Source organism: Rhodopseudomonas palustris, assembly GCF_034479375.1.
Classification (GTDB): domain Bacteria; phylum Pseudomonadota; class Alphaproteobacteria; order Rhizobiales; family Xanthobacteraceae; genus Rhodopseudomonas; species Rhodopseudomonas palustris_M.
This window is the reverse complement of sequence record NZ_CP140155.1, coordinates 1,982,438-2,007,873: the sequence shown is the minus strand read 5'-3', so window position 1 is coordinate 2,007,873 and position 25,436 is coordinate 1,982,438. Positions and strand designations below refer to the sequence as shown.

Below are 25,436 nucleotides of genomic sequence, written 5' to 3'. Positions count from 1 at the left end.
GCGCCGATCGTTCCACCGATGCGGCGCACGCTGCAATCGCGCGGATTTGAAACCGGCGCGCGCCGATCGCCCAACAAACTGCGACAGCGGGGCGCATCCTGCGGATGGAGCGACTCGTCCGGAATGGAGTGCAAGATGTTTCGCAAGGTGATGGTTGCGTTTGCGGTGGCGGCGCTGGCCGCGCTGGCGGCGCCGACCGCGGCTTCAGCGCGCGGCGGATTTCATGGCGGCGGTTTTCATGGCGGTGGCTGGCACGGCGGCGGGTGGCACGGCGGCTGGCGCGGTGGCGGTTGGCGCGGGCCCGGCTTCGGCATCGGGGCCGTCGGCGTCGGGCTGGGGCTCGGCCTCGCGGCGCCCTATGCCTGGGGCGGCTACGGCTATCCGGCCTACTACAACGGTTACGGCTACAGCTATCCCTATGCCGTCGGCTATGACGATGGCTGCTATCTGAGGACGCGGCGGGTGTGGACGCCCTATGGCTGGCGGCTGCGGCGGGTCGAAGTTTGCTACTGATTGAAGTCTGCTGCTGATCGAGGTCTGCGACCAGGCGCGGTCTGCTATGAGGTGCGGCTGTGCGGCCTCCCAAAACAGGAAAACCTCCGGCGGGGCATCGCCGGAGGTTCCTGGAGGTTTACATGTTCACAGTAGTTTAGCTTAGAACGTCCGCTGAACGCGGACGGCGCCGGACCAGGTGTTCTGGTCCTTGAACTCGTAACGCGAAGTCGGCTTGACCGAGCCCGGATTGACCGCCGGGCCAGTCACGCCCGAGTAGTTCTGGTCGATCATGGTGTAGAGCACTTCGCCCGAGAACGTCAGGTTCTTGACCGGAGTCCACGAGGTGCGGGTGCCGATCTGCGCGATGTTGAAGTTCGGGTTGCCCGTGAAGGCGGAGGCTGCGCCACCAACCGCGGCGCGCAGGCCGGTGGTGTAGAGAGCGCCGCCGGCGCCGCCGAAGTCGACCGACGAATACGCGCCGAACACCGAGGTGGCCCAGTTCGGGGACCAGTTGTGGTTGAACGAACCGCGGATACCCCAGGCCTTGGTGGTGTGGATCTGGCCGCCGGTGGCGAACACGCCGTCGACTGCGGAGCCGATCGCGATCGACTGATAGGCGCCGGCCGCGTTGTTGCCGTACATCGAGAAGTTGTTCGGGCTGGTGCCGCCGATCACGTAGCGGATCGCGCCGTCAGCATAGGTGGCATCGAAGTTGATGGTGTCACCCTTGCCGGTGGGCAGGTTCTTGAGCGACAGCGCGGCGAGAACCGCGAAGCCCCACTTGTCGTCGGGATGGCCGCTGATCTCCTGCGACGGGTTGTAGTAGCTGGCGCGAATCTGGTGCGCAGCCGCCGAAACCTGGAACAGGCCCCAGGCTTGGTCGAGGCGGATCTTGCCGACGATGTCGGGGATCTGCGTGCCGGCAGTGTAGCTGGTGCCAACGCCGGCGCCCGACATCCACGTGGCCGCGGTGTTGGTGCCGCCGAGACCCGTCGTGTTGAAGACGCTCGAGACGCCCTGCGACTGGCGGTAGCCGCTCTGGTCTTCGAGCGAGACCGAGGCCGACAGGCCGTTGCCGAATTCCGCGGTGTACGACACCTGATTGATGCCGGTGGAGGTGTCGTCGCCGCCGAGCAGGTTCGAGGTGATGTTGCCCGGGGAGCCGTTCCACGGCGTCGAGAACTGCGACACCGCTTTACCGAAGGTGAAGCCGGCGAACTGGATGAAGGCGTAGTAAACGCCGATGTTACCACCAGCGACGGAATCGCTGCCGGTGGTCCAGGTGAACACCGAGTCGAAATAGGTGCGGACCACGCCGTATTCGGTCGCGGTGCGGGTGTCGATGTTGAGGTCGGCGCGCGTGCGATACATCGTGCTGTTGGCAAGACGGTTCTGCTGGCCCGAGTTGCCGTTCCAGGCCGGCGAGTTGGTCATGCTCGACGTGTTGTGCCCGTACTCGGCGCGGACGTAGCCGCCGAGCTTGATGCAGGTGTCGGTGCCCGGAATGTAGTAGAAGCCCGCGCCGTAGAGCGAGCAGATCTTGACGTATTCGACCGCCTTCGCCTTGAGCGGGAGATCGGCGGCTTGCGCGCTCGTCGCCATCAGAACGGCCGTGCTGCCCAGCATCAGGCCTTTAACGAAATTCATTTGAAACCTCCAAGTTTGCCGTATGGGCAACGCCATGGGCTTCAAGTATCGGCCCCACGGCATCACCCGCGAACCGCCTGGGAGCGCCCGCTGATCCTGCGAGGCCGCTCTTGGGCGGGGACGACTTCGAGGTGCCCCCCTCCGTCGGTCTGTGACTCGATACATAACAAAGTTAGCTATTGAAAGGACCAAACCGGGATGTTGCCCTTGGTGCGGCGAACGTGTGGCCGTGTCGCAACACTCCGTCATGATTCTGTCACGTTGTATGTTCAGCCATGGCGCGCTGGAAACAACTCGGTCAAAACCGAGTTGAGAGGATTAATTTGCTGAATCTGAAATGGTTTTGGCCGCCGACGCGACGGCCTCCCGTTTGGTCTGCAGAGACTTTGTGCGGAAATGGTCGACTTTCGTCGTGTTGGTCCGTGCAAGATGCCTTGTGAAATTACATTCTGCCCTTCGCTAATATGGCGGGCCGAAAAAAAAGACGTCTTGAGGAAACGGCGCCATCGGAGGTGCATCGCATGTCGAATCGGCAAAACGCTCGGAAGACCGCGGCGGCCGAACCGGCGCCCGTTGGGGCGTCTGCGACGACCGACCATTGCCTGTCCTATCAGGTGATCTGGGACTTCGTCTCGATCAGCAACAACCTGGAGGACATGCGCCGCGCCTGGGCGAAGCTGTTCGGCATCAGCGGTTCGCAATGGCTGATCCTGATGGCGATCAGCGATCTCGATCAGGGCAACGGCGTTTCGGTCGGTGACGTCTCCGACAAGATCCACGCGGTTTCGACCTTCGTGACGACCCAGACCAAGATACTCGAGCGGCTCGGCCTGATCAACCGCGTGACCTCGACGACCGATGCGCGCGTCGTGCTGATGTCGCTGTCGGATACGGCGCGGACGAAAATAGCGGAACTGAGGCCGCGCTGGGAAGCGCTTCACGAATACATCTTCCGCGATTTCGACGCCGAGGCGCTCGGCGACGTCAAGGCCAAGCTCGACATGCTGAAGCGTCGCACCAAGGTCGCGATGCAGCGCGTTGCGGACGACAATTAGCTCTTCCGCTCGTTGCACCGCCGTGTCGCGTTCGCGTCACCGCGCGTGATGAGCGACCGGTCGTGATTCCCCGAACATCCTTGTGTGTGACGACGCTTCGACCGCCGTCGAACGGGCGCGGGCGCAGCGATCCTCACCAGAATCGAACCTGCGGTCGCTTTGCGATTGACTGTTGCGTTCCGGGTACGGCCGGTTGGGCCGAAATGAGCTAGTGTTTTCTCGCGTTGGAATCACTCGACCCTTTGTTTTGATGGAGGAAGAATTGGCATTGAAGACGTTTCTGTTCGGTACGGCGGCAGCACTCGTGATGATGAGTTCGGCCTCGGCGGCCGATCTGGCGGCCCGGCCCTACACCAAGGCAGCGCCGATCGTGGCCCCGGTGTCGACCTGGACCGGCTTCTATATCGGCGGTCAGGGCGGCTATGGCTGGGGCTCGAGCGACGAGACCGTCTTCGCCGCCGCCAACACCCCGGCGTTCTTCGGCTCCCAGAAGTACGACACCAGCGGCGGCTTCGCCGGCGGCGTGGTCGGCTACAACTGGCAGAGCGGCGCCTTCGTGTTCGGTCTCGAAGGCGATTACCACTGGGCGGACATCAACGGCACTTCGTCCGTGATCAATGTCGGCCCGCCGAATCTCGGCGACACCTATTTCACCAAGCTTCGCGGTTTCGGCGACATCAAGGGTCGTCTCGGCTATGCGGCCGGTCCGGCGCTGTGGTTCGTCAGCGGCGGTGCCGCGGTCGGCGACCTCCAGCACCGCTATGACGGTGGCGCTGCCAACACATTCGTGCAGAACAAGACCATATGGGGCTACACGGTCGGTGCCGGCGTCGAATACATGTTCGCGCCGAGCTGGTCGGCCAAGCTCGAATACAACTACATCGATCTCGGCCGCAGCACGATCCAGTACACCGCCGCGCCGACCAACCGCTCGGAGTGGAAGGACACCTTCCACACCGTCAAGGTCGGCATCAACTATCACTTCAACTGGGGTGGCCCGGTCGTCGCCAAGTACTGAGGTCGCCAAGTACTGAGGTCACCAAGTACTGAGGTCACCAAGTACTGAGCCGAGCCGTCATGGACTGAGCAGGTCCGTCATCGACTGAGCTTCAGCTGTTCTGCTGCAGAAAAGCCCCGGCAATCCGTCCGGGGCTTTTTTGCGTTTGCTGCCTCTGAGTACAGGCGGTCTCGACATGGGCCTCGCAGAGCGAGCGACGCAGCCATTCTCGCCCCCAAAAAGTTGCGGCCAGCCTTGGGGGAGGCTGGCCGCGCACGATCCGATCTGGGACGGGGAGGGGTGGGGATTTGACCGGATCGTGTGTCTCTGTCTCCGTGTTGCGGTCGCCGTCTCAGCGCCGCGCGCTGGCGGTGGCAATGGCCGGGCGGTTGTCGCCGAGTGCGACCCATTCATTGGCGTCGGTCTGCGACTGCCGCTTGACGAAGCGGTAGCCTGTCTCGGTCCAGGCGACGACCTCCTCGTTCTGGTTGTCGAGCACGAACTCGCCCTTGTCGGTCTTCACCGTCAACACCGCGTGGCCTTCGTTCTTCTTGTCGCGGACCACGGTGATCAGCAGCGCCTCGCGCGGCCAGCCGGCCTCGATCAGCATCTTGCGCTTCAGCAGCACGTAGTCCTCGCAATCGCCGTAGCCATCGGCGGGCAGCGACCATTTCTCGATCACGCCCCAATGGTCCATGTCGGTCAGCGGCTTGACGTTGTCGTTGACCCAGCGGTTGACCTTCAGCAGGTCGCGCCACGCGGTCTGCGTCATCACGATGTCGCGCGCCTGGCTGCGTCCGGTGCGGCAATCGCCGGGATTGTCGGCGCAGAATTCGATCCAGCCGATCGGCGCGCGCGTGGTGTCGCCGATGCTGGCGTAGCGAACCTTGTCTCCTGCCTGCGCCGCCGCCGTCATCGTGACGACCGCCGCGGCAATGATCAGTCCCGTCCGCAATCCCCTGCTAACAAACATTGTGGCCCCCGTGTTCTTGTTGGGACCATGATTTCCACAAACGCTTTGCAGGGCCGCTAAGTCGACTAAGTAAAGTCGATTCGAATACTGCTAAAATTGGAGGGGTATTCGATTTATACTTGAATCGAATTTGCGTAAAATTCGATACGACTGCAATTGATTCAATTTTGAACGATTAAGCGCGAAGGCGCTGCGGCATCGGCGGTTTTGCGATCGGCGCGCGCCCGGATTAACCATCGCCGGCGTCCGGGCGCGCGTGACGGCGCGCCGCAAAGCCGCGCCGTGGGTCGATTTGAGGCCGATCAGGAAGCGGCCGGAGGGCCGCTGGCGTTCACTGCGCGGTAACGCTGTCTTCGAGCGTCTCTTCGCGCTGCTCGTGGACGAACTCCAGCGCGAAGCCGTCATCGAGGTGACGGACGACGCGGGCCGCGACGCGGCCGAGCAACACCTGGGAGTGCATCGGCGGCCGGTGTTCGGCCGCGATCGCCGCGCCCGAGCGCGACATGTCGATGATCCGGCAGGTCATCCGGCTGCCGTCTTCGAGCGTGAGCACGGAGATCGGATTGCGCGGCACGATACGATCGTGGCGGCGGTCCTCCGGCAGGTTGAGGATGTCGCGGTTGGCGAGCCAGGTGAGCTGGGCCGCGAGCTTGTCGCGCTTGCGCGGCGTAGCGCCGACGGTCATCGCGAAGCCGTTGTCGATGATCCGCGTGATCTTGCCTTCGACGCGGCCGATATGATCGAGATAGGCGATGACGCGGTCGCCGACATTGCCGATCCCCGGCGCCAGCATCGCCAGGCCGCCGGGCGACATGTTGATCACCTGGCAGGGAAACTCCCGGCGATCCGGCAGCATGTAGCGGCCCAGCAGGTGGACTTTCACGCGCTGGAATCGACGCCGCTCGGCGGTCGCCGGCTGTATGGTCTGTCTTTGCAACAACACGCTCGTCCGCTATCCGGCCGGAAACGAAATATTTCGTCACCGTAGGACGTTCAGGGTTAACGGCTCGTTAGCATTCGCGGTTCGGCGCGGTCTGCGGCGGTGACTCGATCACGTCCCGCAGCCTTCGGGCGAGCTCTCCCTTGCGGTACGGCTTGTGCAGGATCGGCAGGTGATCGCGACCGTGGCTCCGTCCGGCGATCGTTTCCAGCGCGTAGCCCGACGTCAGCAGCACCCGCAGATTCGGGCGTCGGCGCGTCGCGGTCTCGGCGAGCTCCCAGCCGTTGATGCCGCCCGGCATCACGACGTCGGTGAAAAGGATGTCGACATTGGTGTCGCCGTCGAGGGTCTGCAGCGCGTCGGCGCCGTCGGATGCGGCGATCACGATGTAGCCCAGGCTGCGCAGGCACATCACCCCGTAGGACCGGACGAACGGATCGTCCTCGACGATCAGCACGACTTCTCCGCGCGAGACGAGATGCTCGACCGCGTCCGGCGTATCCGGACTGCTCGGCTGCCCGGCCGTCATCGCGGGCAGATACAGCCGCACCGTGGTGCCGAGCCCCGGCTCGCTGTAGATCGAGACGTGACCGTTCGATTGCTTGACGAAGCCGTACACCATGCTGAGCCCGAGGCCGGAGCCCTTGCCGACCTCCTTGGTGGTGAAGAATGGTTCGAACACCCGATCGAGCACCTCCTTGGGCATTCCAGAACCGTTGTCGGTGACGGCGATCAGCACGTAGTCGCCGGGGCGAACCTCCTGATTGACAGACTGATACGAGGCGTCGAGCGCGACGTTGGCGGTGGTGATGCTGAGCCGGCCGCCGCCGGGCATCGCGTCCTGCGCGTTCAGCGACAGGTTGACGATCGCGGATTCGAGCTGGGCGCGGTCGGCATAGGCGTTGCGCAGGTCGGCTCCCAACCCGGTGTCGATGACGATGTCCTCGCGCAGCGTCCGACGCAGCAGATTGTACATCGACTCGACCAGTTCGTTGCAGTCGAGCGCGACCGGTTTCAGCGTCTGGCGGCGGCCGAAGGCGAGCAGCCGTTGCGTCAGCTCGGCGCCGCGCTGGCCGGCGCGGCCGATTTCGCCGGCGAGCCCCCGCAGGTCCTGCCGCGCCTTGAGCTGGTCGCCGAGCAGTTCGGCATTGCCGACGATCACGGTCAGCAGATTGTTGAAGTCGTGCGCGATGCCGCCGGATAGCTGGCCGACGACTTCCATCTTCTGCGCGTGGACGAGTTGCTCTTCGGTGTGCTTGCGGTCGGTGAGGTCGTGGATCACCACGACGAACGCCGTCTCGCCGTCCTGCACGGTGGTGCCGACCGACAGGTCCATCGGGAATATCCGGCCGTCGCGGCGCAGTCCGGTCGCCCCCCGCACGGCGCCGATCCGGCCGTGCTCGTCGGCGCGGTGGCTGCTGCGCAACAGCGCTTGCAGCTCGCCGGCGCCCGCCGCCGGCACCAGCATCGAGATGTGCCGGTCGATCGCGTCGTCGGCCGCGTAGCCGAACAGCCGTTGGCAGGCGAGGTTGAAGGTCCTGATCCGGCCGTGCCCGTCGGTGAGGATGACGCCGTCGACCACGGTCTGGATCAGCGTCGCGATGCGCGCGTCGGCCTCGCGGATCACCTGCTCGGCGCGTCGCTGTTCGGTGATGTCGCTGGTGACCTTGGCGTAGCCGATCAGTCCGCCGTGCGCATCGTGCAGCGGCTCGATCGCCACTTGCGCCCAGAAGCGGTCGCCGTCCTTGCGCCGGCGCCACGCCTCGGTTTCGAAGCGGCCGCGATCGCGGGCGATCGCGAGGTTGCGCTCCGGTTCGCCGCGCGCGCGGTCCTCCGGCGTGTAGAACTCGCGAACATGCAGGCCGAGGGCCTCGGCGGCGGTGAATTGTTTGATCCGCTGGGCGCCGCGGTTCCAGCTCGCGACGCAGCCGTCGGCGTCGAGCATGTAGATCGCGGAATCGGCGACGCCCTCGACGAGCCGCCGGAATTCGGGCTCGCCGGCGCCGTGCTCCGGGTGTTGCGGTTCCGTCTCGTCGCGTTCGCGCACCGTCGCCACGATGAACGCCGCGTCGCCGGCCGAAGCGGCCGTCGCCAGCGCGATGGTGAGGGCGGTGCCGTCGCGGTGCAGGGCCCGCATCCGCGACCGGCGCGACGGCTGCGGCTGTTGCTGCCAGTCCGGGATCAGCGCGGCGACGCCTTGGCCGAGCGCCTCGCGCGCCGGCCAGCCGAACAGCGCTTCGCAAGCCGGATTGAACAGCACGATGCGCTGATGTGGGTCGATCAGGAGAATGCCGTCCGGCGCGGCATGAACCAGCGCCTGGAGCAATGAAGCACTGGCATTCTCGAAGCTCATCGGCGTCCGCCGTCGCGCTGTCTCACAATATGCCTGCCGGCGTGGAACGTGATCGAAATATCGGCCGGCGACCGGGCCTGTCGCAGCATCGCCGAATCCGGTTCCGTACAACCTTGGTCACCCGGATGGAAATGTCTGCCCGAATTGCGGAATAAGCAAGCTCCTATCCACCCTGATCCGGCGTTCGGAGCGGTTCATCAATGCGCGAACGAGTTGTTAGTTGCTGCGGCTGCGGATCAGCAGCCGAAGATGATTGACAATGGCTCGCTTCGGCGATCGCAGGACGCTCGTCTCGCCGACAATCGGCGCGTATTTCGCGCCGCTGCAGCCGAATTTGCGAAAGGCCAACGCGTGGCTGGCGCGAAGCCGATCCGACGTGCTCGGGTCTCGGTTTTGCACTGCGGTGGTTTTGCTATGCACGGTGGCGCGGCGTCACACGCCGATATCGCGCGAACCTCTGCGGCCGTCGGGCTCGCGGCACTGCTTGTGTCGACGTCGTTTACTCCCGCCGGCCCGCGGCGCTGATACGAGGGCCGTGACCTCGACCGGGTGAGGCGGAACTGATAGCGGCCGCGATGCCGCGCGCACGCGGTCGTGTCCCGGTCGCGTCGTCGGCCGCTGGCGGGTGCGCGACTTCGCGGGCAGCGACAAACTGCCGCTGAGCCGTGAGGAATTCGCTCGCATGCTCGGCGGCGGCGCACCAGCGTCGCGCGCCGCCGATTGTCCTGCCGCAGGGAGGGCTCGTCCGCCCCTGCCGGGCACGGTTGCAAATCATTGACGTCAAAGGACTAATGAAACACGTTGGCGAGCGCGACGCGGCCGGGGCGGACAACTCGTCGGCGGTTCGCGGAACGGCTCCGGTTCCGCAGCGACATGCGTATGTCGGGTCGGGGGTTTGATTTTTTTGATGCTTGAGCCAGATCAACGCTCCCATTGTCTAGTTCGATATTGCACACTCCGGTTCAGGAGAGTTCTCATGGCACACAGCGACGACAGCGTCCGATCCCAGCACTACGACCGCGCCGCACAGGTCGACGCGGAAGAAGAACTGCGCGTACTTACCGCACTGATCGGCTGCATCATGGTCGCCGAGGATGCGGATGGTCGCAGCGATCGCCGCAGCGCGCTGCGGCATCTGACGCCGCCGGCGGCGCCGCAGGGCCGTGCCAAGGCCGTGTAGCCGGGCAGGCACGCCATCGTGAGTAGTAGTACGAACTGGACTCTGCCACGCAACGGCTCGATGACATTCCAGTGTTACGACCCCCGAACAGGACCGGGCGGAACTTGGAACTTCATCGGCCGGATCGCGCGATAGAGCGCGCGTCCCGGCCTTGCCGGGACGGCTGTGATGATGACAAGTCGCCAATCACCGAACGATCTGTTGGCCGCGCTGCCATCGGCGGAGTTCGAACTACTGCGACCCTATCTGCGCCCGGTCGTTCTGGATTTCGGTCAGGTGCTGATCGAGGCCGGTGCGCCTGTCAGGCTGGTGATGTTTCCGCATAGCGGCATCGTGTCGACGCTGGCGCGACTGCAGCGCGGTGAAACCATCGAAGTCGGCGTGATCGGGCGGGACAGCGTCGTCGGCGGAGCCGCCGCCTTGTACGGGGCGCCGTCGTCGACCGCGGCGATCGTCCGGTTCTGCGGCGCGGCCTCGGCGATCGAGGTCGGCCATTTCCGCACCATCGTCGAACTCAGCCCCGCGCTGCGCGAGGCGCTGTTACTGGATCAATCCAGCCGCGCGATCAAGGCCGAGCAGACGGCGGCGTGCAATGCCGCGCACACCGCCGAGGCGCGGCTGTGCCGGCGGCTGCTTCAGTCCCGCGAGATGGCGGGGAGCGATACGATGCTGCTCAGCCAGGATCTGATGGCGCAGATGCTGGGCGTGAAGCGCAACACCATCTCGCTGATCGCGCATGGGCTGCAGCAGAAGGGGCTGATCCGCTACAGCCGCGGCCGGATGGCGATCACCGATGTCGACGGCTTGATCCGGCGGTCGTGCGAATGCCGGCGCGTCGACCGCCTGCCGGTCGCGGCGCTGCCGGTCCGGCCCTGCGCCACCGGGCTGACGCTGCGACCTGCGCCGGAATTCGTCCAGGCTCAGCGCACGCCTTCGTAGACCATCAGCCCGCGCGCGACTTCCCATTTGCGCAGCAGCCTCGGCCGCAGCCGGCGGGATTGTCGGCCGAGCGTGCGCCATGTCGTCAACCGCAGCGCGCCGAGATCGCCGGCGCTCCGGGGGCCGAGCGGCGCCAGCAGCCCGGTCATGGTCAGCGGCGTGTGCAGCCGCGGCGCGAACGGCAGCAGCAGCAATTCGAGATGGGCGACCGCGCCGGTGGGGGACGACGACGTCACCCCGGCAACCAGCGCCAGCGATTCCTCGGCGACGACGCCGAGAATGTCCTCGCACTCCCGCCGGCTGTCGCCGCCGAACAGGCCGGGCAGGCTCTCGCCTTTGAGATCGCGGCCGAGCAGGGCGCTGAGCCGGGTTCCGGCGACACGGAACGGGAAACCGGCCGCGGCGTCGCACGACAGCACGAAGATGTCGCCGAGCAGTTCGCGGACCGCGCCGGGCTCGATATCGCTGCGCTCGGGGGCCGGCGCGCCGGCGCGCTGGCTGTCCCAATATGCAAAAAACGCGCGGCTCGACGGATGCTTCATACCGGTCCCCGGCCTGCGCGGCGTGCGTTCGGGACAGTTCTGTCCCGTATCCGCGCGCTGCCGGCCCCTGAAATCTTGTGCAGGAGAGGCATTGCAGCGTCCATGCCGGAAGCCGGAAGGGCGGCCGTTAACCCCTGTTTTGTCGCGTTAAGGTTAAGTTAACTATGCGGTTGTGGCCGGCAGCGGCCCGGCTAGAGTGGGTCTGTTCTTGGCGCGCGGGTGTTCTCCAGGCATCCGGGCGATGAGTTACAGGGTGGCTGCCAAAACAGATCGGTCGTCGCGGGGTTCCGCCGCTGACAGCACCGGCAGGATCGAAGGGAGGGTCTTCTCAGGACCCTCCCTTTTTCGTGGCGTCGTGCTGCCGTCCCCGCCGGCCGCCGCAAGCAAGGCGACGCCGAACACGCCCCGGCTTGCGCCGCTTTGCCAAGCCGCTTATGGGATCGGATCGCCTCCGGGCCGCGCCGCGGCCGGGCCGCTCGCAGCAGGTCGTTCACGTTGGATCCGTCGCCCGAAACGCAGCCGCTGCCGCCACCGCCGCCGGAGCCGCCGCACGAACCGATCCTCAACCTGCCGCGCGCGCTCACCGTCTATGTCGCGCTGCTGGCGGTGATCCATCTGCGCGTGCTGCTGCCGCCGGAGGTCGACTACTGGACCATCGAGGTGTTCGGCTTCATCCCGAAGCGCTACGACGCCACGCTGCTGGCGGCGCCGTTTCCCGGCGGCACCGGCGCCAAGGTCTGGACCTTCGTCACCTATTCGCTGCTCCACGCCAATCTCAGCCACATCTTCTTCAACGTGCTGTGGCTGCTGCCGTTCGGCAGCGCGCTGGCGCGGCGGTTCGGCGCGGCGCGGTTCTTCCTTTTCATGGCGGTGACGGCGGTCGGCGGCGCGCTGGCGCATCTCGTCACCCACGAGCACGAGATCGCGCCGATGATCGGCGCTTCGGCCTCGGTGTCGGGCGCGATGGCGGCGGCGATCCGCTTCGCCTTCGCGCGCGGCAGCTTCCTGTCGTTCCGCAGCGGCGACGCCGATGCCGCGGCGCGGGTGCCGGCGCAGCCGCTGCTGCGGGCGCTGCGCGATCCGCGCGTGATCGCCTTCCTGGCGATCTGGTTCGGCATCAACATCATCTTCGGCGTCGGCTCGATCGCGGTCGGCAACGAAGGCGCCAGCGTCGCCTGGCAGGCGCATATCGGCGGCTTCTTCGCGGGGCTGCTGCTGTTCTCGCTGTTCGACCCGGTGCCGCGCCGCGCCCCGGCGGCGGTCGATCCGAACTAATCAGCAATCCATAACCCTCGCCGTTGCACTGCGGTCGCTTTGCTGCGCTGCAAGCGACGTGGCGTGGATTCGCCGCATTTGTTAGTTATTATTTGCAACTGGATGCCACCGGACACGTTGGTCCGGAGACGTTGGTGTGACGTGTCGTGAGGATGCGTTTTCGAACGAAGCGCTGCCGTTCGCGTGAAGACACGGCTGACTGCTCGATCAAACGACCAATCAGTGCCGCCTGATTGAAGGGCGCACCATTCGGGAGGCGACAAATGACAGTGCGAGCAATCCTGGAATCCAAGGGGCGATACATCTACAGCGTCGAGCCGGACGAGCGGCTGTCGGCGGCGATCAGGACGCTGGCCGAACGCCGCGTCGGCGCGGTGCTGGTGATGCGCGGCGCGCGGCTCGACGGCATCCTGTCGGAGCGCGACATCGTCAAGGTGCTGGCCGACCGCGGCGCCGATGCGCTCGACGGCCCGGTGCACGCGGTGATGACCCGCGACGTCGTGAGCTGCGCGCAGGGCGACACCGTCGGCGAGATCATGGAAGTGATGACCACGGAGAAATTCCGGCATCTGCCGGTGCTCGAGAACGAGCGCGTCGTCGGCCTGATCTCGATCGGCGACATCGTCAAATGGCGGCTCAACGAATACGAGCACGAGCAGCAGGCTCTGCACGATTACATCAAGAGCGCCTGATTCTCTTCGCCCGACATTCCGGGGCGCGCCTGCATCCCCGGGGCGCGCCTGCAACGCCCACGGTCATTCCGGGGCGCGCCGCAGGCGCGAACCCGGAATCCCGAGATTCAGGCCGCCGACTGTCTGCGATCCCCCGCGGCGAGATTCCGGGTTCGCCCGCTGCGCGAGCGCCCCGGAATGACTCGTTGATAGTTCGGTGTCATGGGACGCCGGTCATCGCCCACGGTCATTCCGGGGCGCGCCGCAGGCGCGAACCCGGAATCCCGAGATTCAGGCCGCCGATTGTCTGCGATCCCCCGCGGCGAGATTCCGGGTTCGCTCGCTGTGCGAGCGCCCCGGAATGACTCGTTGTTGGCTCGGTGTCATGGGACGCCGGTCATCGCCCACGGTCATTCCGGGGCGCGCGCAGCGCGAACCCGGAATCCCGAGATTCAGGCCGCCGACTGTCTGCGGTCCCCCGCGGCGAGATTCCGGGTTCGCCCGCTGCGCGAGCGCCCCGGAATGACTCGTTGTTGGCTCGGTGTCATGGGACGCCGGTCATGCACGCCGGTCATCGCCCACGGTCATTCCGGGGCGCGCCGCAGGCGCGAACCCGGAATCCCGAGATTCAGGCCGCCGATTGCCGGCGATTCCCCGCGGCGAGATTCCGGGTTCGCTCGCTGTGCGAGCGCCCCGGAATGACTCGTTGATAGTTCGGTGTCATGCACGCCGCTCATGCACTCCGGTCATGGCCGATGGTTTGCGAGACGGCCTGCGACAAGCGCCCCGCGTCTCGCGCGCGTTCAGGTCTCGACCGGCACGTCCGCCTTGGCCTGCTGCGGCGCGGCTTCCTCGATCGCCTCGCGGATCGAATCGATCGCGCGCTCGGCGGCTCGCGCGCCGTGGGCGATCATCTCGTCGGCGCGGTGGAAGTCGAACCAGCCGATCCGGCCGACCCGCGGCGAGATCAGCATGTCGGGCGGATCGCCGGCGAGCCGGGCGCGGGTGATGCGGTCCTGCATGATGTTGAAGGCGTCGACCATCACCTTGGAGATGCCGGGACGGTTGCCGCTGCCGAACAGTTCCTGTTTGACGAAGCGTTCGGGCGAGAAGAACCGGCCGAAGCCGCGCTTCGGCTCGGGCTCGGGCGCGGGTTCGATCGCCTCGTCGATCGCGCCGTGCGAAAAGATCGTGGTGCCGTGGCCGAACACGTCGCTACTGACGTTGGCGGCGATCACGATCTCGGCGCCGAGCGCGCGCGCCGCCGACACCGGCACCGGATTGACCAGCGCGCCGTCGACCAGCCAGCGATCGCCGATCAGCACCGGCGAGAAGATGCCGGGCAGGGCATAGGATGCCCGCACCGCATCGACGATCTTGCCGTGCGTCAGCCAGATCTCGTGGCCGGTGCGCACTTCAGTGGCGACGCTGGCGAATTTCTGCTTGAGGTCCTGGATCATGGTCTGGCCGAGCGTGGCTTCGAGCTGCGCCGCGAGCTTGCTGCCGCCGATCAGGCCCGAGCCGTTCAGGCGGATGTCGAGATAGCCGATGATGTTGCGCGGCTGCAGCCCGCGCGCCCATTCCTCCAGCGTGTCGAGATGGCCCGCCACATAGGCGCCGCCGACCACCGCGCCGATCGAGGTGCCGACCACCACGTCCGGAACAATGCCGTGATCCAGCAGGGTCCGCAGGATGCCGATATGGGCGAAGCCGCGCGCCGCACCGCCACCGAGCGCGAGCCCGATCATCGGCCGCCGGATGCTGTCGAGGCCGACCTTGTTCGGAGCCGGTGAGCTGCTCTGCCCGCGACCGATCAGATTTTCCAGCATGCTGCCTCCTCGAAACCGCTCCGGCATTCGCAACGCGGCCGACGCCCGCGCGGTGTAGCCCAATGGCGATCAAAGTGCGATCAAACGATCTTCACCAGATCGTTTTGCAGCGCATGATCAATGGTTGCGGGTGCCGGCACTAGGGGAAAATCGTGACATTGCTGCGAAAACCACCACGATACCGCCGTGGCTGCGGCCGGGTGACGCCGAGGCTTGAATTTGCCGCGTTTTCAGTGAAAACCATTCGCCATGATTTGCAGGGGTAAAACCGGCCGGGCAGGGCCACGCGGTTGGCTGGCGCTCGCCTGCGCGTCGGTGTGTCTGGTCGCGGTTTCGGCGCAGCCGGCTCCGGCGCAGTTCTTCAGCGACCGGCCGCCGCCGATTCCGCCGGCCTCGGTGCCCGAGCCTCCCGCCGGCGGCGCGATCAGCCTGGCGCCGTCATCGGGCGCCGCCGCCGTGCCGACCCTGCCGCCGCCGTTGACCCAGCCGCCGGTCGCCGCCGTCACGCCGCCACCGATCTCGCCGCTGCCGCCCGCCGCATCGCCCGCGCCGCTGCAGGGCGTGCTGGCGCTGACCGCGCGCTACGGCAAGGATCTGCCGGCGATCAACAGCGGACTGGTGTGGCGGGTCTATTCCGACCGGCCCGACGAAAGCGGCGCCATCAAGCTGATCCGCGAGGAGCACGGCGCCACCCCGAACATCGTGCTGCCGCCCGGCAATTACGTGGTGCATGTCGCCCACGGCTTGGTCAGCGCGGTGCGCCCGGTGGCGCTGAAGGCCGATACCGACCGCGAGGCCTTCATTCTGCCGGCCGGCGGATTGCGGATCGAAGGCCGCGTCGGCGGCACGCGCATTCCGCAGAACCAGATTTCGTTCTCGATCTACAAGGGCAGCCAGTTCGAGAATTCCCAGCGCCCGCCGCTGGTGCCGAGCGCCGCCGCCGGCGACGTCGTGCTGGTGCCCGAAGGCACTTACTATATCGTCTCGAATTACGGCGACGCCAATTCGGTGGTGCGCTCCGACATCCGCGTCCAGGCCGGCAAACTGACCGACGTCACCGTCACCCACCGCGCCGCGGTGATCACGCTGAAACTGGTTTCCGACAAAGGCGGCGAAGCGCTCGCCAACACCGCATGGTCGGTGCTGACGCCGGGCGGCGACGTCATCAAGGAATCGATCGGCGCGTTCCCGAAAGTGGTGCTGTCCGAAGGCGAGTACCGCGCTATCGCCAAGAACGAAGGCAAGGTGTTCGAGCGCGGCTTCAACGTCGTCAACGGCGTCGACGGCGAAGTCGAAGTGCTGGCGCGCTGACGCTGCCGAACGTCATCGCTTTCGCCGTATCAGCGCGCGCCACATCGCCGACAGAATCCACACCGACCAAAACGCTCGCGGTTCCATCTAGGGACGCGCGAACCGACGCGCGGCGGTTCCACGTGCTGATAAGCATGAGTCTGCGGTTCCATCACTTCGGTCGCGGTTTGACGTCGACTTTCATTCGCATCTGTGCGTAGTCTCGACGATCACCTTGCTGCCATCGGCATCGACGGGTGACTGAGAGCTTCGCGATGCTCCCGCCTGGTTCCGCAGGGGAGATGCTCATGCAAGATTTTATCCGCGATGAGAACCTGAAGCTCTACCGCGCGGCCCTGGCACGGAGCACCGACGAAGATCAGCGCAGGGTGTTGCTGATTTTGCTCGGGCTGCTCGTCGACGAACAAGCCAAGCCTGCGAGCCGTCCGAAGCAATCGGCGCCCGACCCCGATCGAAGCGTTTGATCCGTCCGCCGACGCCGCATCTCCGCGCGGTGCGGTGATATCCGGTCTCCTGCAGTGAATTGGATGCCGAAATGGCGATCACGGACGCGATGATCGTGCCAACGGACGACTGCAGTTCGTGGCTGGAGACGCATTTCGATTTGCTGGGGAACGCCGCTGCGATTCGATCGAACAGGCAGAGTTTCACGAAAGGCGAACGAATCTACACCAGGAACGAGACGGCGCATCACGCTTACGCTGTCCTTGAAGGTGCGGTTCGGGCCTCGCATTGTCTGCCCGATGGACGCCGTCATCTGCGTGCGTTTCACCTGCCGGGGGAAATCTTCGGCCTCGACGGCGACGCGTTGCGCAGTCACGAGACCGAAGCCCTCGTGAAGACGACCATGCTGGCGGTGCGGCTCGATGATCTCGACCGCGAGGCCGGTCTCGATGCCGGCTTGGCCTGGGGGCTCTGTAACCTCGCTGCCGGCGAGTTGCGCAAGGCCCGCGAGCACATGGTGTTGCTGGGGCGCAAGTCGGCGCTGGAACGGGTCGCCGCGTTCCTGCTCGAGATGGACCGCCGCCTCGCGACCAAGGGGGTCATGAGTCTGCCGATGTGCGAGCACGACATGGCCGATTATCTCGGGCTGAGCAACGAAACCGTCTCGCGCTGCCTGACCAAGTTGCAGGCGTTGCGCATCATCGTCTTGAGCAAACGTCGGACAGTGAGGTTCCTCGATCGTGCCGGCTTGCACGAGTTCGATGCGTCATGAAGACGGCCGTCCACCACCTGGTAATTCATGCGTCCGATCCCTATCTCACACCTATCGCCGCACAGGGTTGTCCCGGGCATCGGCGGCTGAGAGACGCCACCGCGCTCCCGCCCCAGAGGGAGAAGCGCCGTGCCTGCGATCACCGTCCCGATTTCCCTGCTGCGAAGCCTGAACCGCCGCCTGGCCGTCCGGGTGGCCGTTTGACCGATCCGCGACGCTCCAATCCGCTCGGAACCGACTCCTGCGTGTGCGGCCAGGCCGTGGTCGCGCCCAGCCGCTCGAACTATTCCGCCTCCGCCGTCGTCAACGAATGGCATTGCGTCGCCTGCGGCCGCTCCTGGAAAACCTTTGCCGACAGCGCTCAACCCGAAGGACTGACGACATGAACCGAACCTTTGCCGAATGGATGGTGCCGCCGGTTCTCGTCCCCGCGCTTCTGATGCTGATGGTCGGCATCGCCGCGTGGGCTCGGTGGTGAGATCCGGCTCTTGCCGAATGCACCGAGACCTCATCCTCTGAGGAGCCCGGCCGCGAAGGCGGGGCGACGCAGGGCCGTCGGTGCATGGTTCGAGCGCATGGCTCGAGACGGCGCTTCGCGCCTCCTCACCATGAGGTTGTACTTGTGGTGAGCGTCCCGGAACGCCAGCGCTGACCGATCGGAAACAGAACGGCTCTAAACCTGCGGCGCGGCCATCAGCGATGCCAGCGGCGCATCCAGTCGATAGGCGAAACCGGCCGCATCGTAGCTGAGCGATACCTCGCCGTTCAGTTGCTTGCCCAGCATCTCGATCAGCCGCGTACCGAAGCCTTGATGGGTCGGAATCGCCGCCGGCGGCCCGTTTCGTTCGAGCCAGTTCAAATGCATCCTCTGCGTCGCGGGATCGAGCGTCCAGGTGATCTCGACATGCCCTTCCGCGGCCGACAACGCTCCGTATTTGATCGCGTTGGTGCAGAGCTCGTTCAACGTCATCGCAATCGCGATGACGGCGCCGGATCCCAGCCGGACATCCGGACCCGCGATCGTGACTCTGGAGGCGCGCGGATCGTCGAACGCCGTGACGGCGCCGCGCACGATCTGCCCGAGATCGGCGTCGCTCCAGCGCTCCTGCAACAGCAGGTCATGCGCCTTGCCGAGCGCGATCAATCGCCCCTCGATCGCCTCACGGGCGTGCTCGGCCTGGGTGACGCCGCGCAGGCTTTGCGAGACGATGGCGAGCACCGTCGCCAGCGTGTTCTTGATGCGGTGATGCAGTTCGCCGACGATCAGCTTGTGAAGCTCGTCGGCATCCGAGTTTGCCCTGGCCTCGGCGCTGGCGCGCGAATACTGGTCCCACGCGTCGAGCCTGGCCTGGGACAGCAACACCCGGAGTCGGTCGTTTTCCGAGGACAACAGATTCTCAGGCACCGTCCCGGGGAGCGGTCGGCGCAGGACTTCGTGTGATGCCTCGGTCTGTGCCATTGTCCAGTGTATTGCCTTCGGCCCGGGAATTGCAATTCCTATCGGCCGGTATCGATTCGCTTTGCGATCAGAACTAATAAATTGAGACTCGATTTCAACGTTCTCGACGCATCCGTCAAAGCTAACGAGAACTAACCATCAGACGACATAAATCCTTCATAATCAGCGGTTTGTCGCTCAAGCGCCGCGACGTTTACATCGTCTTAATCGGGAACACGTCGAGTGAGGCCGAACGATTGGGCGCGGGGACGCGATACGTGACGGCCGTCAGATTGAAACGGGAGATGCTGACCAGTCAGCTCTCCGCAGACCTCTCTATACTCCAGCGCAAATGGCATGCGGCTGTTCAGTCCGGACAGTCGCTGCCGAGCTACGAAGAGGTCATGCTCGGCAGCCTCGGTCGGCTCGCCGACCACATGGCGCTGCTGGAGCTCGCGGTCGCGTCGCCGGGCGTGTCGCGCACCGGTCGATACGTCCAGCAATGGCTGGGCGACGAGCGCTGGGACATCCCGCTCGACGCGCTGTCGCCGGATTGCGCGATGGCGCTGGTGCAGGCCGCCTCGAGCGCACTGCAGAACAAGCGGCCCCATCTCGCCACCGCGCATTTCGTGCGCGACGGCATCGTGCAGAAATACGTGCTGCTGGCGCTGCCGACCACCTCGCGCTGGGGCGGTACGCTGGTCGGCGTCTACATCAACGAGGAGGGCTTCCGCTACAATCTGCTCGACGCGATCTTCTCGTCGACCGAAGACGGCATCGTTTCGCTCAGCGCGATTCGCGGTTCCGACGGCCGGCCGTTCGACTTCCAGATCGTGCATCTGAACGACGGCGCCTCGTCGTTGCTGCAGCAGCCGTTGAAAGCCCTGAAATGGAGCCGGCTGTCGGGCGGGCGGCATCTGCTGTGCGAGTCGGGGGTGGTGGCGCGTCTGCTCGCGCTGATCGACAGCGGCGGCCAGGACACCATCGCGATCGACACCGACGATCGCAATCTCAGCCTCGGCGTCACCGCCTTCGGCGACATCGTCTCGCTGACGATCTCCGACATCACCTCGCTGAAGAAGCGCGAGGAATCGTTCCGGCTGCTGTTCGACGGCAATCCGATGCCGATGTGGGTGTTCGACGCGGCGACCACGGAATTTCTCAGCGTCAACGACGCCGCCGTGCAGCATTACGGCTACGACCGCGACGCCTTCCTGCGGATGACGCTGCGGGAGATCTGGCCGCGCGACGAATGGGCCGCGCACAGCCGCGCCTTGCTGCAGGTCGGCGACAGCTATCAGTCCGGCGGCATCTGGCGCCACATCAAGGCCGACGGCACCGAGATCGAGGTGATGACGTTCGGCCGGCGGGTGGTGTTCGACGAGCGCGAAGGCTTCCTCGTCGCCGTGGTCGACGTCACCGAGCGGCGCAAGGCCGAGGCCAAGATCGCCCACATGGCGCATCACGACGGCCTCACCAATCTGCCCAACCGCACGCTGTATCAGGAGCGGCTGCAGCAGGCGCTGGAGCAGGGCCGGGCGAGCGGCGCCAGTGTCGGCGTGCTGTGCCTCGATCTCGATCTGTTCAAGAACGTCAACGACTCGTTCGGCCATCCGATGGGCGACCGGCTGCTGCGCTGCGTCGCCGAGCGGCTGAGCGCGCAGGTCGGCGGAAAGGACCTGGTGGCGCGGCTCGGCGGCGACGAGTTCGCGATCGTGCTGACGCAGGTCGCGTCGCCGAACGAGGCCAGCGATTTCGCCGCGCGGCTGATCGAGATCGTCAGCGCGCCCTACGACATGGATACGCTCGAAGTGGTGATCGGCGCTTCGATCGGCATCGCGCTGGCGCCGGGCGACGGCGAGGATTGCGACGCCCTGCTGCGCAACGCCGACATGGCGCTGTACCGCGCCAAGGCGGCCGGCGGCGGCTGCCATCATTTCTTCGAAAAGGAGATGGATCGTCAGGCGCAGCTCCGCCGCGACATGGAGCTCGACATGCGCCACGCCTTCGCGCACGGCGAGTTCGAGCTGCACTACCAGCCGCTGATCGATCTCGCCCAGGACCGCGTCAGCGGCTTCGAATCGCTGCTGCGCTGGCGCCATCCCGAGCGCGGCATGATCTCGCCGGCCGATTTCATTCCGATCGCCGAGGACATCGGGCTGATCGTCGGCCTCGGCGAATGGGTGCTGCGGCAGGCCTGCCTCGAGGCGGCGCGCTGGCCGAACGACGTCAAGGTCGCGGTCAACCTGTCGCCGGTGCAGTTCCGCAGCCGCAATCTGGTGCAGGTGGTGATCTCGGCGCTGGCGCAATCGGGCCTGCCGCCGCGCCGGCTCGAGCTGGAAATCACCGAGTCGCTGTTTCTCGCCGACAGCGAAGCCAATCTCGCGACGCTGCATCAGCTCCGCAGCCTCGGCGTCCGGATTTCGATGGACGATTTCGGCACCGGCTATTCGTCGCTCAGTTACTTGCGCAGCTTCCCGTTCGACAAGATCAAGATCGACCGCTCTTTCGTGAAGGATCTCACCGAGCGGCCGGACTGTCTCGCCATCGTGCGCGCCATCGCCGGGCTCGGCCGCAGCCTGAACATCACCACGCTGGCCGAAGGCGTCGAAACCGTCGAGCAGCTCGACGCGCTGCGCGCCGAAGGCTGCCACGAGGTGCAGGGATTCCTGTTCAGCCCAGCGCGCCCGGCCGCCGAGATCGACGGCCTCTTGGCGAAATTCGGCCGCGCCGCATCAAAGGCGGCGTGAGCGGGCATTGGCGGCCCGGCCCTGTTCGGTCTATCGTCGCACCAGCGGTGAGGAGAGATCGCGCGATGGATCGGGCAGTGCGGCTGCTGCTGGCGCTTTTCATGATGGCGTCGTGTTCGGCGGCCTGGGCCGAGACCAGGGTTGCGCTGGTCGTCGGCAATTCTGCCTATCGTCACGTCACCGCCCTCGACAATCCGATCAAGGACGCCGCTCTGATGGTCGAGACGTTGAGGCGGCTCGGCTTCAGGCTTGTCGGTGGCGGCGCGCAGCTCGACGTCGACAAGGCGCGGTTCGACACGCTGGTGCAGCAGTTCGGCCGCGACGCCGCGGGCGCCGATGTCGGGCTGTTCTACTATGCGGGCCACGGCGTGCAGATTCGTGGCGTCAACTATCTGGTGCCGGTCGGCGCTAATCCGACGCGCGAGGCCGACGTCGATTTCCAGATGCTCGATGTCGGGCTGGTGCTGCGGCAGATGGAGAGTGCCGGCACGCGGCTCAACATCGTCCTGCTCGACGCCTGCCGCAACAACCCGTTCGGTGGTCGGGGGCTGCGCGCCGCCGCCGGCGGTTTGGTGCAGATGCAGGCGCCCGAGGGCACGCTGATCTCTTACGCGACCCAGCCCGGCAACGTCGCGCAGGACGGCGACGACGGCCACAGTCCCTATACGCGGGCCCTTGCGGAGATCATGACGCGGCCGGGCCTCGACATCTTTCAGACCTTCAACCGCGTCGGGTTGGCGGTGAAAAAGGCGACCGCCAGCGCTCAGCAGCCGTGGCTGTCGTCGTCGCCGATTCAGGGCGACTTCTATTTCTCTGGCCAGGCTACCGCTGCGGCCGCCGCGCTGACGTCTCCTCCGACAGCCGCAGTCGTGCCGCCGGAGTCACCCGGGCTTTCACCCCCGAGGCCGGCAGAGCCTGTCATGGCGCCAAATCCGTCGCCCTCGATCTCGTCGGCGACCCAGCAGCGCCGGGGCTTTCGGGTGCTCGACAGCGTCTCCGAAGGCATCCTCAACATGCGGTCCGGACCCGGCACAGGTCATCCGATCGTCGTTGCGATCCCGGCTGGCAGCTCCGGCGACTCCAAGGGGAACTGCCGTGCGCCGGATGATGGCGGCCGCCATCCTTGGTGCGAGGTCGAATGGCGCGGCCGCACCGGCTGGGTCTCGAGCCGATCAATCGTCGAGACACGCCGCGACGATGCCGCACCGGCTCAAGCAACGTCGCGTGCGCGGCCCATGTTCCGCGTGCTCGGCAGCGTGTCGCAAGGCATCCTCTATGTGCGCGCCGGCCCGGGCACGGGTCACCCGGCGTTGTTCTCCATCCCGGCCGGTGCATCCGGCATCCAACTCGGGCGCTGCCGCAGCTCCGAAGACGGTGTGGGCGCGCCGTGGTGCGAGGTCGAATGGGGCGGGCGCGCCGGCTGGGCCTCGGCCTGCTGCATGGTCGATGCCGCGACCGGCGCCTTCGCGACGGTGCGCGATTGATCGGCGCGGATCGGCTGATCGCGGATCGGACGCGCACGGACTAAGCGCGATCCGATCAATCCTGCTGCTCGCGGCGGCGAGGTGTCAGAACCGCGTCACGATCTCCGACAGCGTCGGGCGCGGGCGGTCTTCGGACGGCTTGGTGCGGCTGCCGATGTGGATGAAGCCGGCGAGCTTCTCGCCGTCCTTGAGGCCGAGCCCGGTCAGCACGTCGCGGTCGTAGGCGATCCAGCCCGAGAGCCAGTTGGCGCCGTAGCCGAGCGCGGTGGCGGCGGCGACGATGTTCATGCAGCTCGCGCCGGCCGAGAGTTCCTGCTCCCACGCCGGCACCTTGGGATGCGGCTTCGGCGCACTCACCACCGCGATCACCAGCGGCGCTTCGCTCAGCCGGCCGCGCTCGGCCGCGATCTCGTCGGGCGTCGCGTCCTTCTTGTTGCGCGCAAACGTCTGCGCGATCACTTCGCCGGCGCGCGCGCGGGCGTCGCCCTCGAACACGATGAACCGCCACGGCGCGATCTTGCCGTGATCCGGCACCCGCGCGGCGATGGTGAGGATGGTCTCCAGCTCCTCGGGCGAGGGGCCGGGCCCGGTCATCTCGCGCGGCTTCACCGAGCGGCGGGTCTTGAAGAATTCGATCGGGTCGGAAATGGCTGCTCTCCATCTGCTCCAGCGCCGCCCGCGGCAGCGATCCGCGGGCGCACGCTTCCTGCCGGCAATCTATCGCATGTCGGCGCAAGGTTCGATCAGAACCATACCAATCCGGCGCGCGCGACCATCGCGCTTCGCCATAGGAATAGGAAAAGCTTGCCGCCACCGGCAATTGTCGCCGCGATGCCGGCCGGGAGCGCCGCGCGATCGTGTTGATCCGACGAGGCTTCTTCGTGGCGCGGAGTTTGCAACCCGTTTCGCGGAGAAATCTGCGATGAGGCGCGCACCATGAACATCACCGACCGACACGGCCATGTGCTGACGCCATATGCGCATGTGACGAAGGTGCAGTCGGACAAGTCGACCGACAAGAACGGCCTCAGCTTCGAAGGCGACGTGTACAGCTTCGCCGATCTGATGAAGGCGCATCCGGAGGCGGTCCGGAAGGCGACGTCCGCCGAAGTCGATGACGTCGCCCGGATCTGGCTGCAGCAGCAGGAAACGGGCCCGCGGGGCCGCTCGGACAACGAGCCGGACGACGTCTACGCCACCGTCAAGGTCGGCAATCAGGTGGTGGCGACTCTGTACAATGGCGGCATCGCGGAGATGAGCAACGCCGCCGCATCCGCCGTCAGCGGTCTCGACGAGCCGTCGCTGGTCGGCCCGGCGCTGGCGCAATGGCGGGCGGAGACCTACGCCAGGCTGCTCGGCGGCAAGGTCGAGATCGCCGACACCGCCAAGGCGCAAAGCGAATGGACGCCGAGCTCCGGCACGGCGCCGCAATACAGCCGCGCCGAACTCGACGCCGCCATCGCCGCGATGCGGAAGGCCGTCGCGCAATCGGCCACGGTCGACCGCAACGCTTGAAGCCGCGCGCGACTTGGCGGGCAGGCGAGGCAGCGCGCCCGGTCCGCAGATCAGGCCGCATCGGGCGACGTCTGCCGGGTGCAGCCTCCATTCCGCTTTCAGCTTGGTCCCAATATGGGACCATGCTAGACTATCGCGGTGAGGGTGATAGCGCTCAGCACGATCAAAACGTTTCTCGCCCGGCCGGGCATCGAAGACGCGCGAGAGCCATTGATGGCGTGGTTCAGGCACGTTCGGTCGGCGGATTGGTCGCGCCCGGCGGACCTGAAACACGATATCCGCACCGTCAGCATTCTGAAGGATGGCCGCGCGGTATTCAACATCGCGGGCAACAAATATCGGATCGTGGTCTGGATCAACTATCCGTATCGCGTGGTCTATATTCGTTTCGTCGGCACGCATCGCGACTACGATGCGATCGACGCGCAAACCGTTTGAGGTTCGTCATGGACGTGGTTCCGATCAAGTCGCAGCGCGATTATCGCCGGGCGCTCAGGCAGATCGAGGAGCTGATGAGCGCGCGGCGGAATACGCCGGACGGCGACCGGCTCGACGTGCTGGTCACCTTGGTCGAAGCCTGGGAGCGCAAGCACTATCCGCTCGATCTGCCCGATCCGGTGGAGGCGATCCGCTATCACATGGAGCAGAACGATCTGCAGCCGCGCGATCTGATTCCGTTCATCGGCAGCCGCAATCGGGTGCACGAGGTGCTCAATCGCAAGCGCGATCTGACGCTGCCGATGATCCGTAAACTGCATCAGGGGCTCGGCATTCCGGCCGAGTCCCTGATCAAGGGCGCAGGTGAGGCGGCCTGACGCCGCCGCGC

The 25,436-nt window shown here is 66.1% G+C and carries 23 protein-coding genes; 15 read left to right on the top strand and 8 right to left on the bottom strand.

Annotation, left to right across the window (positions count from 1 at the left end; all coding sequences use genetic code 11):
* Nucleotides 1-135 precede the first annotated feature (135 nt).
* Nucleotides 136-513: a hypothetical protein gene (locus tag SR870_RS09055; RefSeq protein ID WP_322517641.1), complete on the top strand. Its 378-nt coding sequence runs from the start codon at nt 136-138 to the stop codon at nt 511-513.
* A 141-nt stretch (nt 514-654) separates the two neighbouring features.
* Here SR870_RS09055 and SR870_RS09050 read toward each other — a convergent pair whose 3' ends face one another.
* On the bottom strand, nt 655-2,142 hold the full coding sequence (locus SR870_RS09050; protein WP_322517640.1) for a porin: 1,488 nt from the start codon (nt 2,140-2,142) through the stop codon (nt 655-657).
* A 521-nt stretch (nt 2,143-2,663) separates the two neighbouring features.
* On the opposite strand from SR870_RS09050, the gene SR870_RS09045 reads away from it, so the two are divergent.
* Both SR870_RS09045 and SR870_RS09040 read left to right on the top strand, forming a co-directional pair.
* Nucleotides 2,664-3,197 (top strand): MarR family winged helix-turn-helix transcriptional regulator, encoded by a 534-nt coding sequence (locus SR870_RS09045; protein ID WP_322517639.1) that lies wholly within the window; start codon nt 2,664-2,666, stop codon nt 3,195-3,197.
* Nucleotides 3,198-3,465: 268 nt separating this feature from the next.
* Nucleotides 3,466-4,215: an outer membrane protein gene (locus SR870_RS09040; RefSeq protein ID WP_416221159.1), complete on the top strand. Its 750-nt coding sequence runs from the start codon at nt 3,466-3,468 to the stop codon at nt 4,213-4,215.
* 331 nt (nt 4,216-4,546) lie between these two features.
* Here SR870_RS09040 and SR870_RS09035 read toward each other — a convergent pair whose 3' ends face one another.
* The 3 genes from SR870_RS09035 to SR870_RS09025 form a co-directional block, all read right to left on the bottom strand.
* Nucleotides 4,547-5,167, bottom strand: a complete 621-nt coding sequence (locus SR870_RS09035) for a transglutaminase-like cysteine peptidase (protein ID WP_322517637.1) — start codon at nt 5,165-5,167, stop codon at nt 4,547-4,549.
* Between the two features lie 331 nt (nt 5,168-5,498).
* Nucleotides 5,499-6,110 (bottom strand): PilZ domain-containing protein, encoded by a 612-nt coding sequence (locus SR870_RS09030; RefSeq protein WP_322517636.1) that lies wholly within the window; start codon nt 6,108-6,110, stop codon nt 5,499-5,501.
* A gap of 67 nt (nt 6,111-6,177) precedes the next feature.
* Complete coding sequence (locus SR870_RS09025) at nt 6,178-8,460, bottom strand: PAS domain S-box protein (RefSeq protein WP_322517635.1); 2,283 nt, start codon at nt 8,458-8,460, stop codon at nt 6,178-6,180.
* A 976-nt stretch (nt 8,461-9,436) separates the two neighbouring features.
* On the opposite strand from SR870_RS09025, the gene SR870_RS09020 reads away from it, so the two are divergent.
* On the top strand, nt 9,437-9,640 hold the full coding sequence (locus SR870_RS09020) for a hypothetical protein (RefSeq protein WP_322517634.1): 204 nt from the start codon (nt 9,437-9,439) through the stop codon (nt 9,638-9,640).
* 168 nt (nt 9,641-9,808) lie between these two features.
* Nucleotides 9,809-10,579 carry a Crp/Fnr family transcriptional regulator gene (locus SR870_RS09015; protein WP_322517633.1) on the top strand — a complete coding sequence of 257 codons (771 nt, stop codon included), beginning with the start codon at nt 9,809-9,811 and terminating at the stop codon, nt 10,577-10,579.
* Here SR870_RS09015 and SR870_RS09010 read toward each other — a convergent pair.
* Nucleotides 10,561-11,121, bottom strand: a complete 561-nt coding sequence (locus SR870_RS09010) for a PAS domain-containing protein (RefSeq protein WP_322517632.1) — start codon at nt 11,119-11,121, stop codon at nt 10,561-10,563. The genes SR870_RS09015 and SR870_RS09010 overlap by 19 nt on opposite strands.
* Before the next feature lie 495 nt (nt 11,122-11,616).
* Between SR870_RS09010 and SR870_RS09005 the strand changes: the two genes are divergently transcribed.
* Together SR870_RS09005 and SR870_RS09000 are read left to right on the top strand one after the other, a co-directional pair.
* Nucleotides 11,617-12,396 carry a rhomboid family intramembrane serine protease gene (locus tag SR870_RS09005; RefSeq protein WP_322517631.1) on the top strand — a complete coding sequence of 260 codons (780 nt, stop codon included), beginning with the start codon at nt 11,617-11,619 and terminating at the stop codon, nt 12,394-12,396.
* Nucleotides 12,397-12,659: 263 nt separating this feature from the next.
* Complete coding sequence (locus SR870_RS09000; protein ID WP_322517630.1) at nt 12,660-13,088, top strand: CBS domain-containing protein; 429 nt, start codon at nt 12,660-12,662, stop codon at nt 13,086-13,088.
* A gap of 782 nt (nt 13,089-13,870) precedes the next feature.
* On the opposite strand, the gene SR870_RS08995 is transcribed toward SR870_RS09000, so the two are convergent.
* Nucleotides 13,871-14,896 (bottom strand): patatin-like phospholipase family protein, encoded by a 1,026-nt coding sequence (locus SR870_RS08995; protein ID WP_322517629.1) that lies wholly within the window; start codon nt 14,894-14,896, stop codon nt 13,871-13,873.
* A 249-nt stretch (nt 14,897-15,145) separates the two neighbouring features.
* Here SR870_RS08995 and SR870_RS08990 point away from each other — a divergent pair, with 249 nt between their 5' ends.
* The 3 genes from SR870_RS08990 (at nt 15,146) to SR870_RS08980 (ending at nt 17,423) form a co-directional block, all read left to right on the top strand.
* Complete coding sequence (locus tag SR870_RS08990) at nt 15,146-16,207, top strand: hypothetical protein (RefSeq protein WP_322517628.1); 1,062 nt, start codon at nt 15,146-15,148, stop codon at nt 16,205-16,207.
* A 287-nt stretch (nt 16,208-16,494) separates the two neighbouring features.
* Complete coding sequence (locus SR870_RS08985) at nt 16,495-16,671, top strand: hypothetical protein (RefSeq protein ID WP_322517627.1); 177 nt, start codon at nt 16,495-16,497, stop codon at nt 16,669-16,671.
* A gap of 71 nt (nt 16,672-16,742) precedes the next feature.
* Entirely contained in the window at nt 16,743-17,423 is a 681-nt protein-coding gene (locus tag SR870_RS08980) for a helix-turn-helix domain-containing protein (RefSeq protein WP_322517626.1), read from the top strand.
* A gap of 673 nt (nt 17,424-18,096) precedes the next feature.
* Here SR870_RS08980 and SR870_RS08975 read toward each other — a convergent pair.
* A complete protein-coding gene (locus SR870_RS08975) occupies nt 18,097-18,882 on the bottom strand; it encodes a sensor histidine kinase (RefSeq protein WP_416221144.1) in 786 nt (261 codons plus the stop codon).
* Nucleotides 18,883-19,166: 284 nt separating this feature from the next.
* Here SR870_RS08975 and SR870_RS08970 point away from each other — a divergent pair, with 284 nt between their 5' ends.
* Together SR870_RS08970 and SR870_RS08965 are read left to right on the top strand one after the other, a co-directional pair.
* A complete protein-coding gene (locus SR870_RS08970) occupies nt 19,167-21,611 on the top strand; it encodes a putative bifunctional diguanylate cyclase/phosphodiesterase (RefSeq protein WP_322517624.1) in 2,445 nt (814 codons plus the stop codon).
* 65 nt (nt 21,612-21,676) lie between these two features.
* The gene (locus SR870_RS08965) at nt 21,677-23,095 is read left to right on the top strand and encodes a caspase family protein (protein ID WP_322517623.1); all 1,419 of its coding nucleotides are present in this window, start codon (nt 21,677-21,679) and stop codon (nt 23,093-23,095) included.
* 84 nt (nt 23,096-23,179) lie between these two features.
* On the opposite strand, the gene SR870_RS08960 is transcribed toward SR870_RS08965, so the two are convergent.
* Nucleotides 23,180-23,743: a nitroreductase gene (locus SR870_RS08960; RefSeq protein WP_322518234.1), complete on the bottom strand. Its 564-nt coding sequence runs from the start codon at nt 23,741-23,743 to the stop codon at nt 23,180-23,182.
* Between the two features lie 288 nt (nt 23,744-24,031).
* Between SR870_RS08960 and SR870_RS08955 the strand changes: the two genes are divergently transcribed.
* The 3 genes from SR870_RS08955 to SR870_RS08945 all read left to right on the top strand — a co-directional run bounded on the left by SR870_RS08955 (nt 24,032) and on the right by SR870_RS08945 (nt 25,425).
* Nucleotides 24,032-24,610: a hypothetical protein gene (locus SR870_RS08955; RefSeq protein ID WP_322517622.1), complete on the top strand. Its 579-nt coding sequence runs from the start codon at nt 24,032-24,034 to the stop codon at nt 24,608-24,610.
* Nucleotides 24,611-24,748: 138 nt separating this feature from the next.
* Nucleotides 24,749-25,048, top strand: a complete 300-nt coding sequence (locus SR870_RS08950) for a type II toxin-antitoxin system HigB family toxin (RefSeq protein ID WP_416221143.1) — start codon at nt 24,749-24,751, stop codon at nt 25,046-25,048.
* Between the two features lie 8 nt (nt 25,049-25,056).
* A complete protein-coding gene (locus tag SR870_RS08945) occupies nt 25,057-25,425 on the top strand; it encodes a transcriptional regulator (protein WP_322517620.1) in 369 nt (122 codons plus the stop codon).
* The last annotated feature ends 11 nt before the right edge of the window (nt 25,426-25,436 follow it).

What these genes read in the sequence shown, in the direction of transcription:
- SR870_RS09035 (WP_322517637.1), bottom strand. Translation starts at nt 5,167, where the DNA reads ATGTTTGTTAGCAGGGGATTGCGGACGGGACTGATCATTGCCGCGGCG.
- SR870_RS09055 (WP_322517641.1), top strand. Translation starts at nt 136, where the DNA reads ATGTTTCGCAAGGTGATGGTTGCGTTTGCGGTGGCGGCGCTGGCCGCG.
- SR870_RS08970 (WP_322517624.1), top strand. Translation starts at nt 19,167, where the DNA reads ATGCTGACCAGTCAGCTCTCCGCAGACCTCTCTATACTCCAGCGCAAA.
- SR870_RS09050 (WP_322517640.1), bottom strand. Translation starts at nt 2,142, where the DNA reads ATGAATTTCGTTAAAGGCCTGATGCTGGGCAGCACGGCCGTTCTGATG.
- SR870_RS09015 (WP_322517633.1), top strand. Translation starts at nt 9,809, where the DNA reads ATGATGACAAGTCGCCAATCACCGAACGATCTGTTGGCCGCGCTGCCA.
- SR870_RS08985 (WP_322517627.1), top strand. Translation starts at nt 16,495, where the DNA reads ATGCAAGATTTTATCCGCGATGAGAACCTGAAGCTCTACCGCGCGGCC.
- SR870_RS09045 (WP_322517639.1), top strand. Translation starts at nt 2,664, where the DNA reads ATGTCGAATCGGCAAAACGCTCGGAAGACCGCGGCGGCCGAACCGGCG.
- SR870_RS08945 (WP_322517620.1), top strand. Translation starts at nt 25,057, where the DNA reads ATGGACGTGGTTCCGATCAAGTCGCAGCGCGATTATCGCCGGGCGCTC.
- SR870_RS09025 (WP_322517635.1), bottom strand. Translation starts at nt 8,460, where the DNA reads ATGAGCTTCGAGAATGCCAGTGCTTCATTGCTCCAGGCGCTGGTTCAT.
- SR870_RS08975 (WP_416221144.1), bottom strand. Translation starts at nt 18,882, where the DNA reads ATGGCACAGACCGAGGCATCACACGAAGTCCTGCGCCGACCGCTCCCC.
- SR870_RS08955 (WP_322517622.1), top strand. Translation starts at nt 24,032, where the DNA reads ATGAACATCACCGACCGACACGGCCATGTGCTGACGCCATATGCGCAT.
- SR870_RS09010 (WP_322517632.1), bottom strand. Translation starts at nt 11,121, where the DNA reads ATGAAGCATCCGTCGAGCCGCGCGTTTTTTGCATATTGGGACAGCCAG.
- SR870_RS09000 (WP_322517630.1), top strand. Translation starts at nt 12,660, where the DNA reads ATGACAGTGCGAGCAATCCTGGAATCCAAGGGGCGATACATCTACAGC.
- SR870_RS09020 (WP_322517634.1), top strand. Translation starts at nt 9,437, where the DNA reads ATGGCACACAGCGACGACAGCGTCCGATCCCAGCACTACGACCGCGCC.
- SR870_RS08965 (WP_322517623.1), top strand. Translation starts at nt 21,677, where the DNA reads ATGGATCGGGCAGTGCGGCTGCTGCTGGCGCTTTTCATGATGGCGTCG.
- SR870_RS08995 (WP_322517629.1), bottom strand. Translation starts at nt 14,896, where the DNA reads ATGCTGGAAAATCTGATCGGTCGCGGGCAGAGCAGCTCACCGGCTCCG.
- SR870_RS08990 (WP_322517628.1), top strand. Translation starts at nt 15,146, where the DNA reads ATGATTTGCAGGGGTAAAACCGGCCGGGCAGGGCCACGCGGTTGGCTG.
- SR870_RS08980 (WP_322517626.1), top strand. Translation starts at nt 16,743, where the DNA reads ATGGCGATCACGGACGCGATGATCGTGCCAACGGACGACTGCAGTTCG.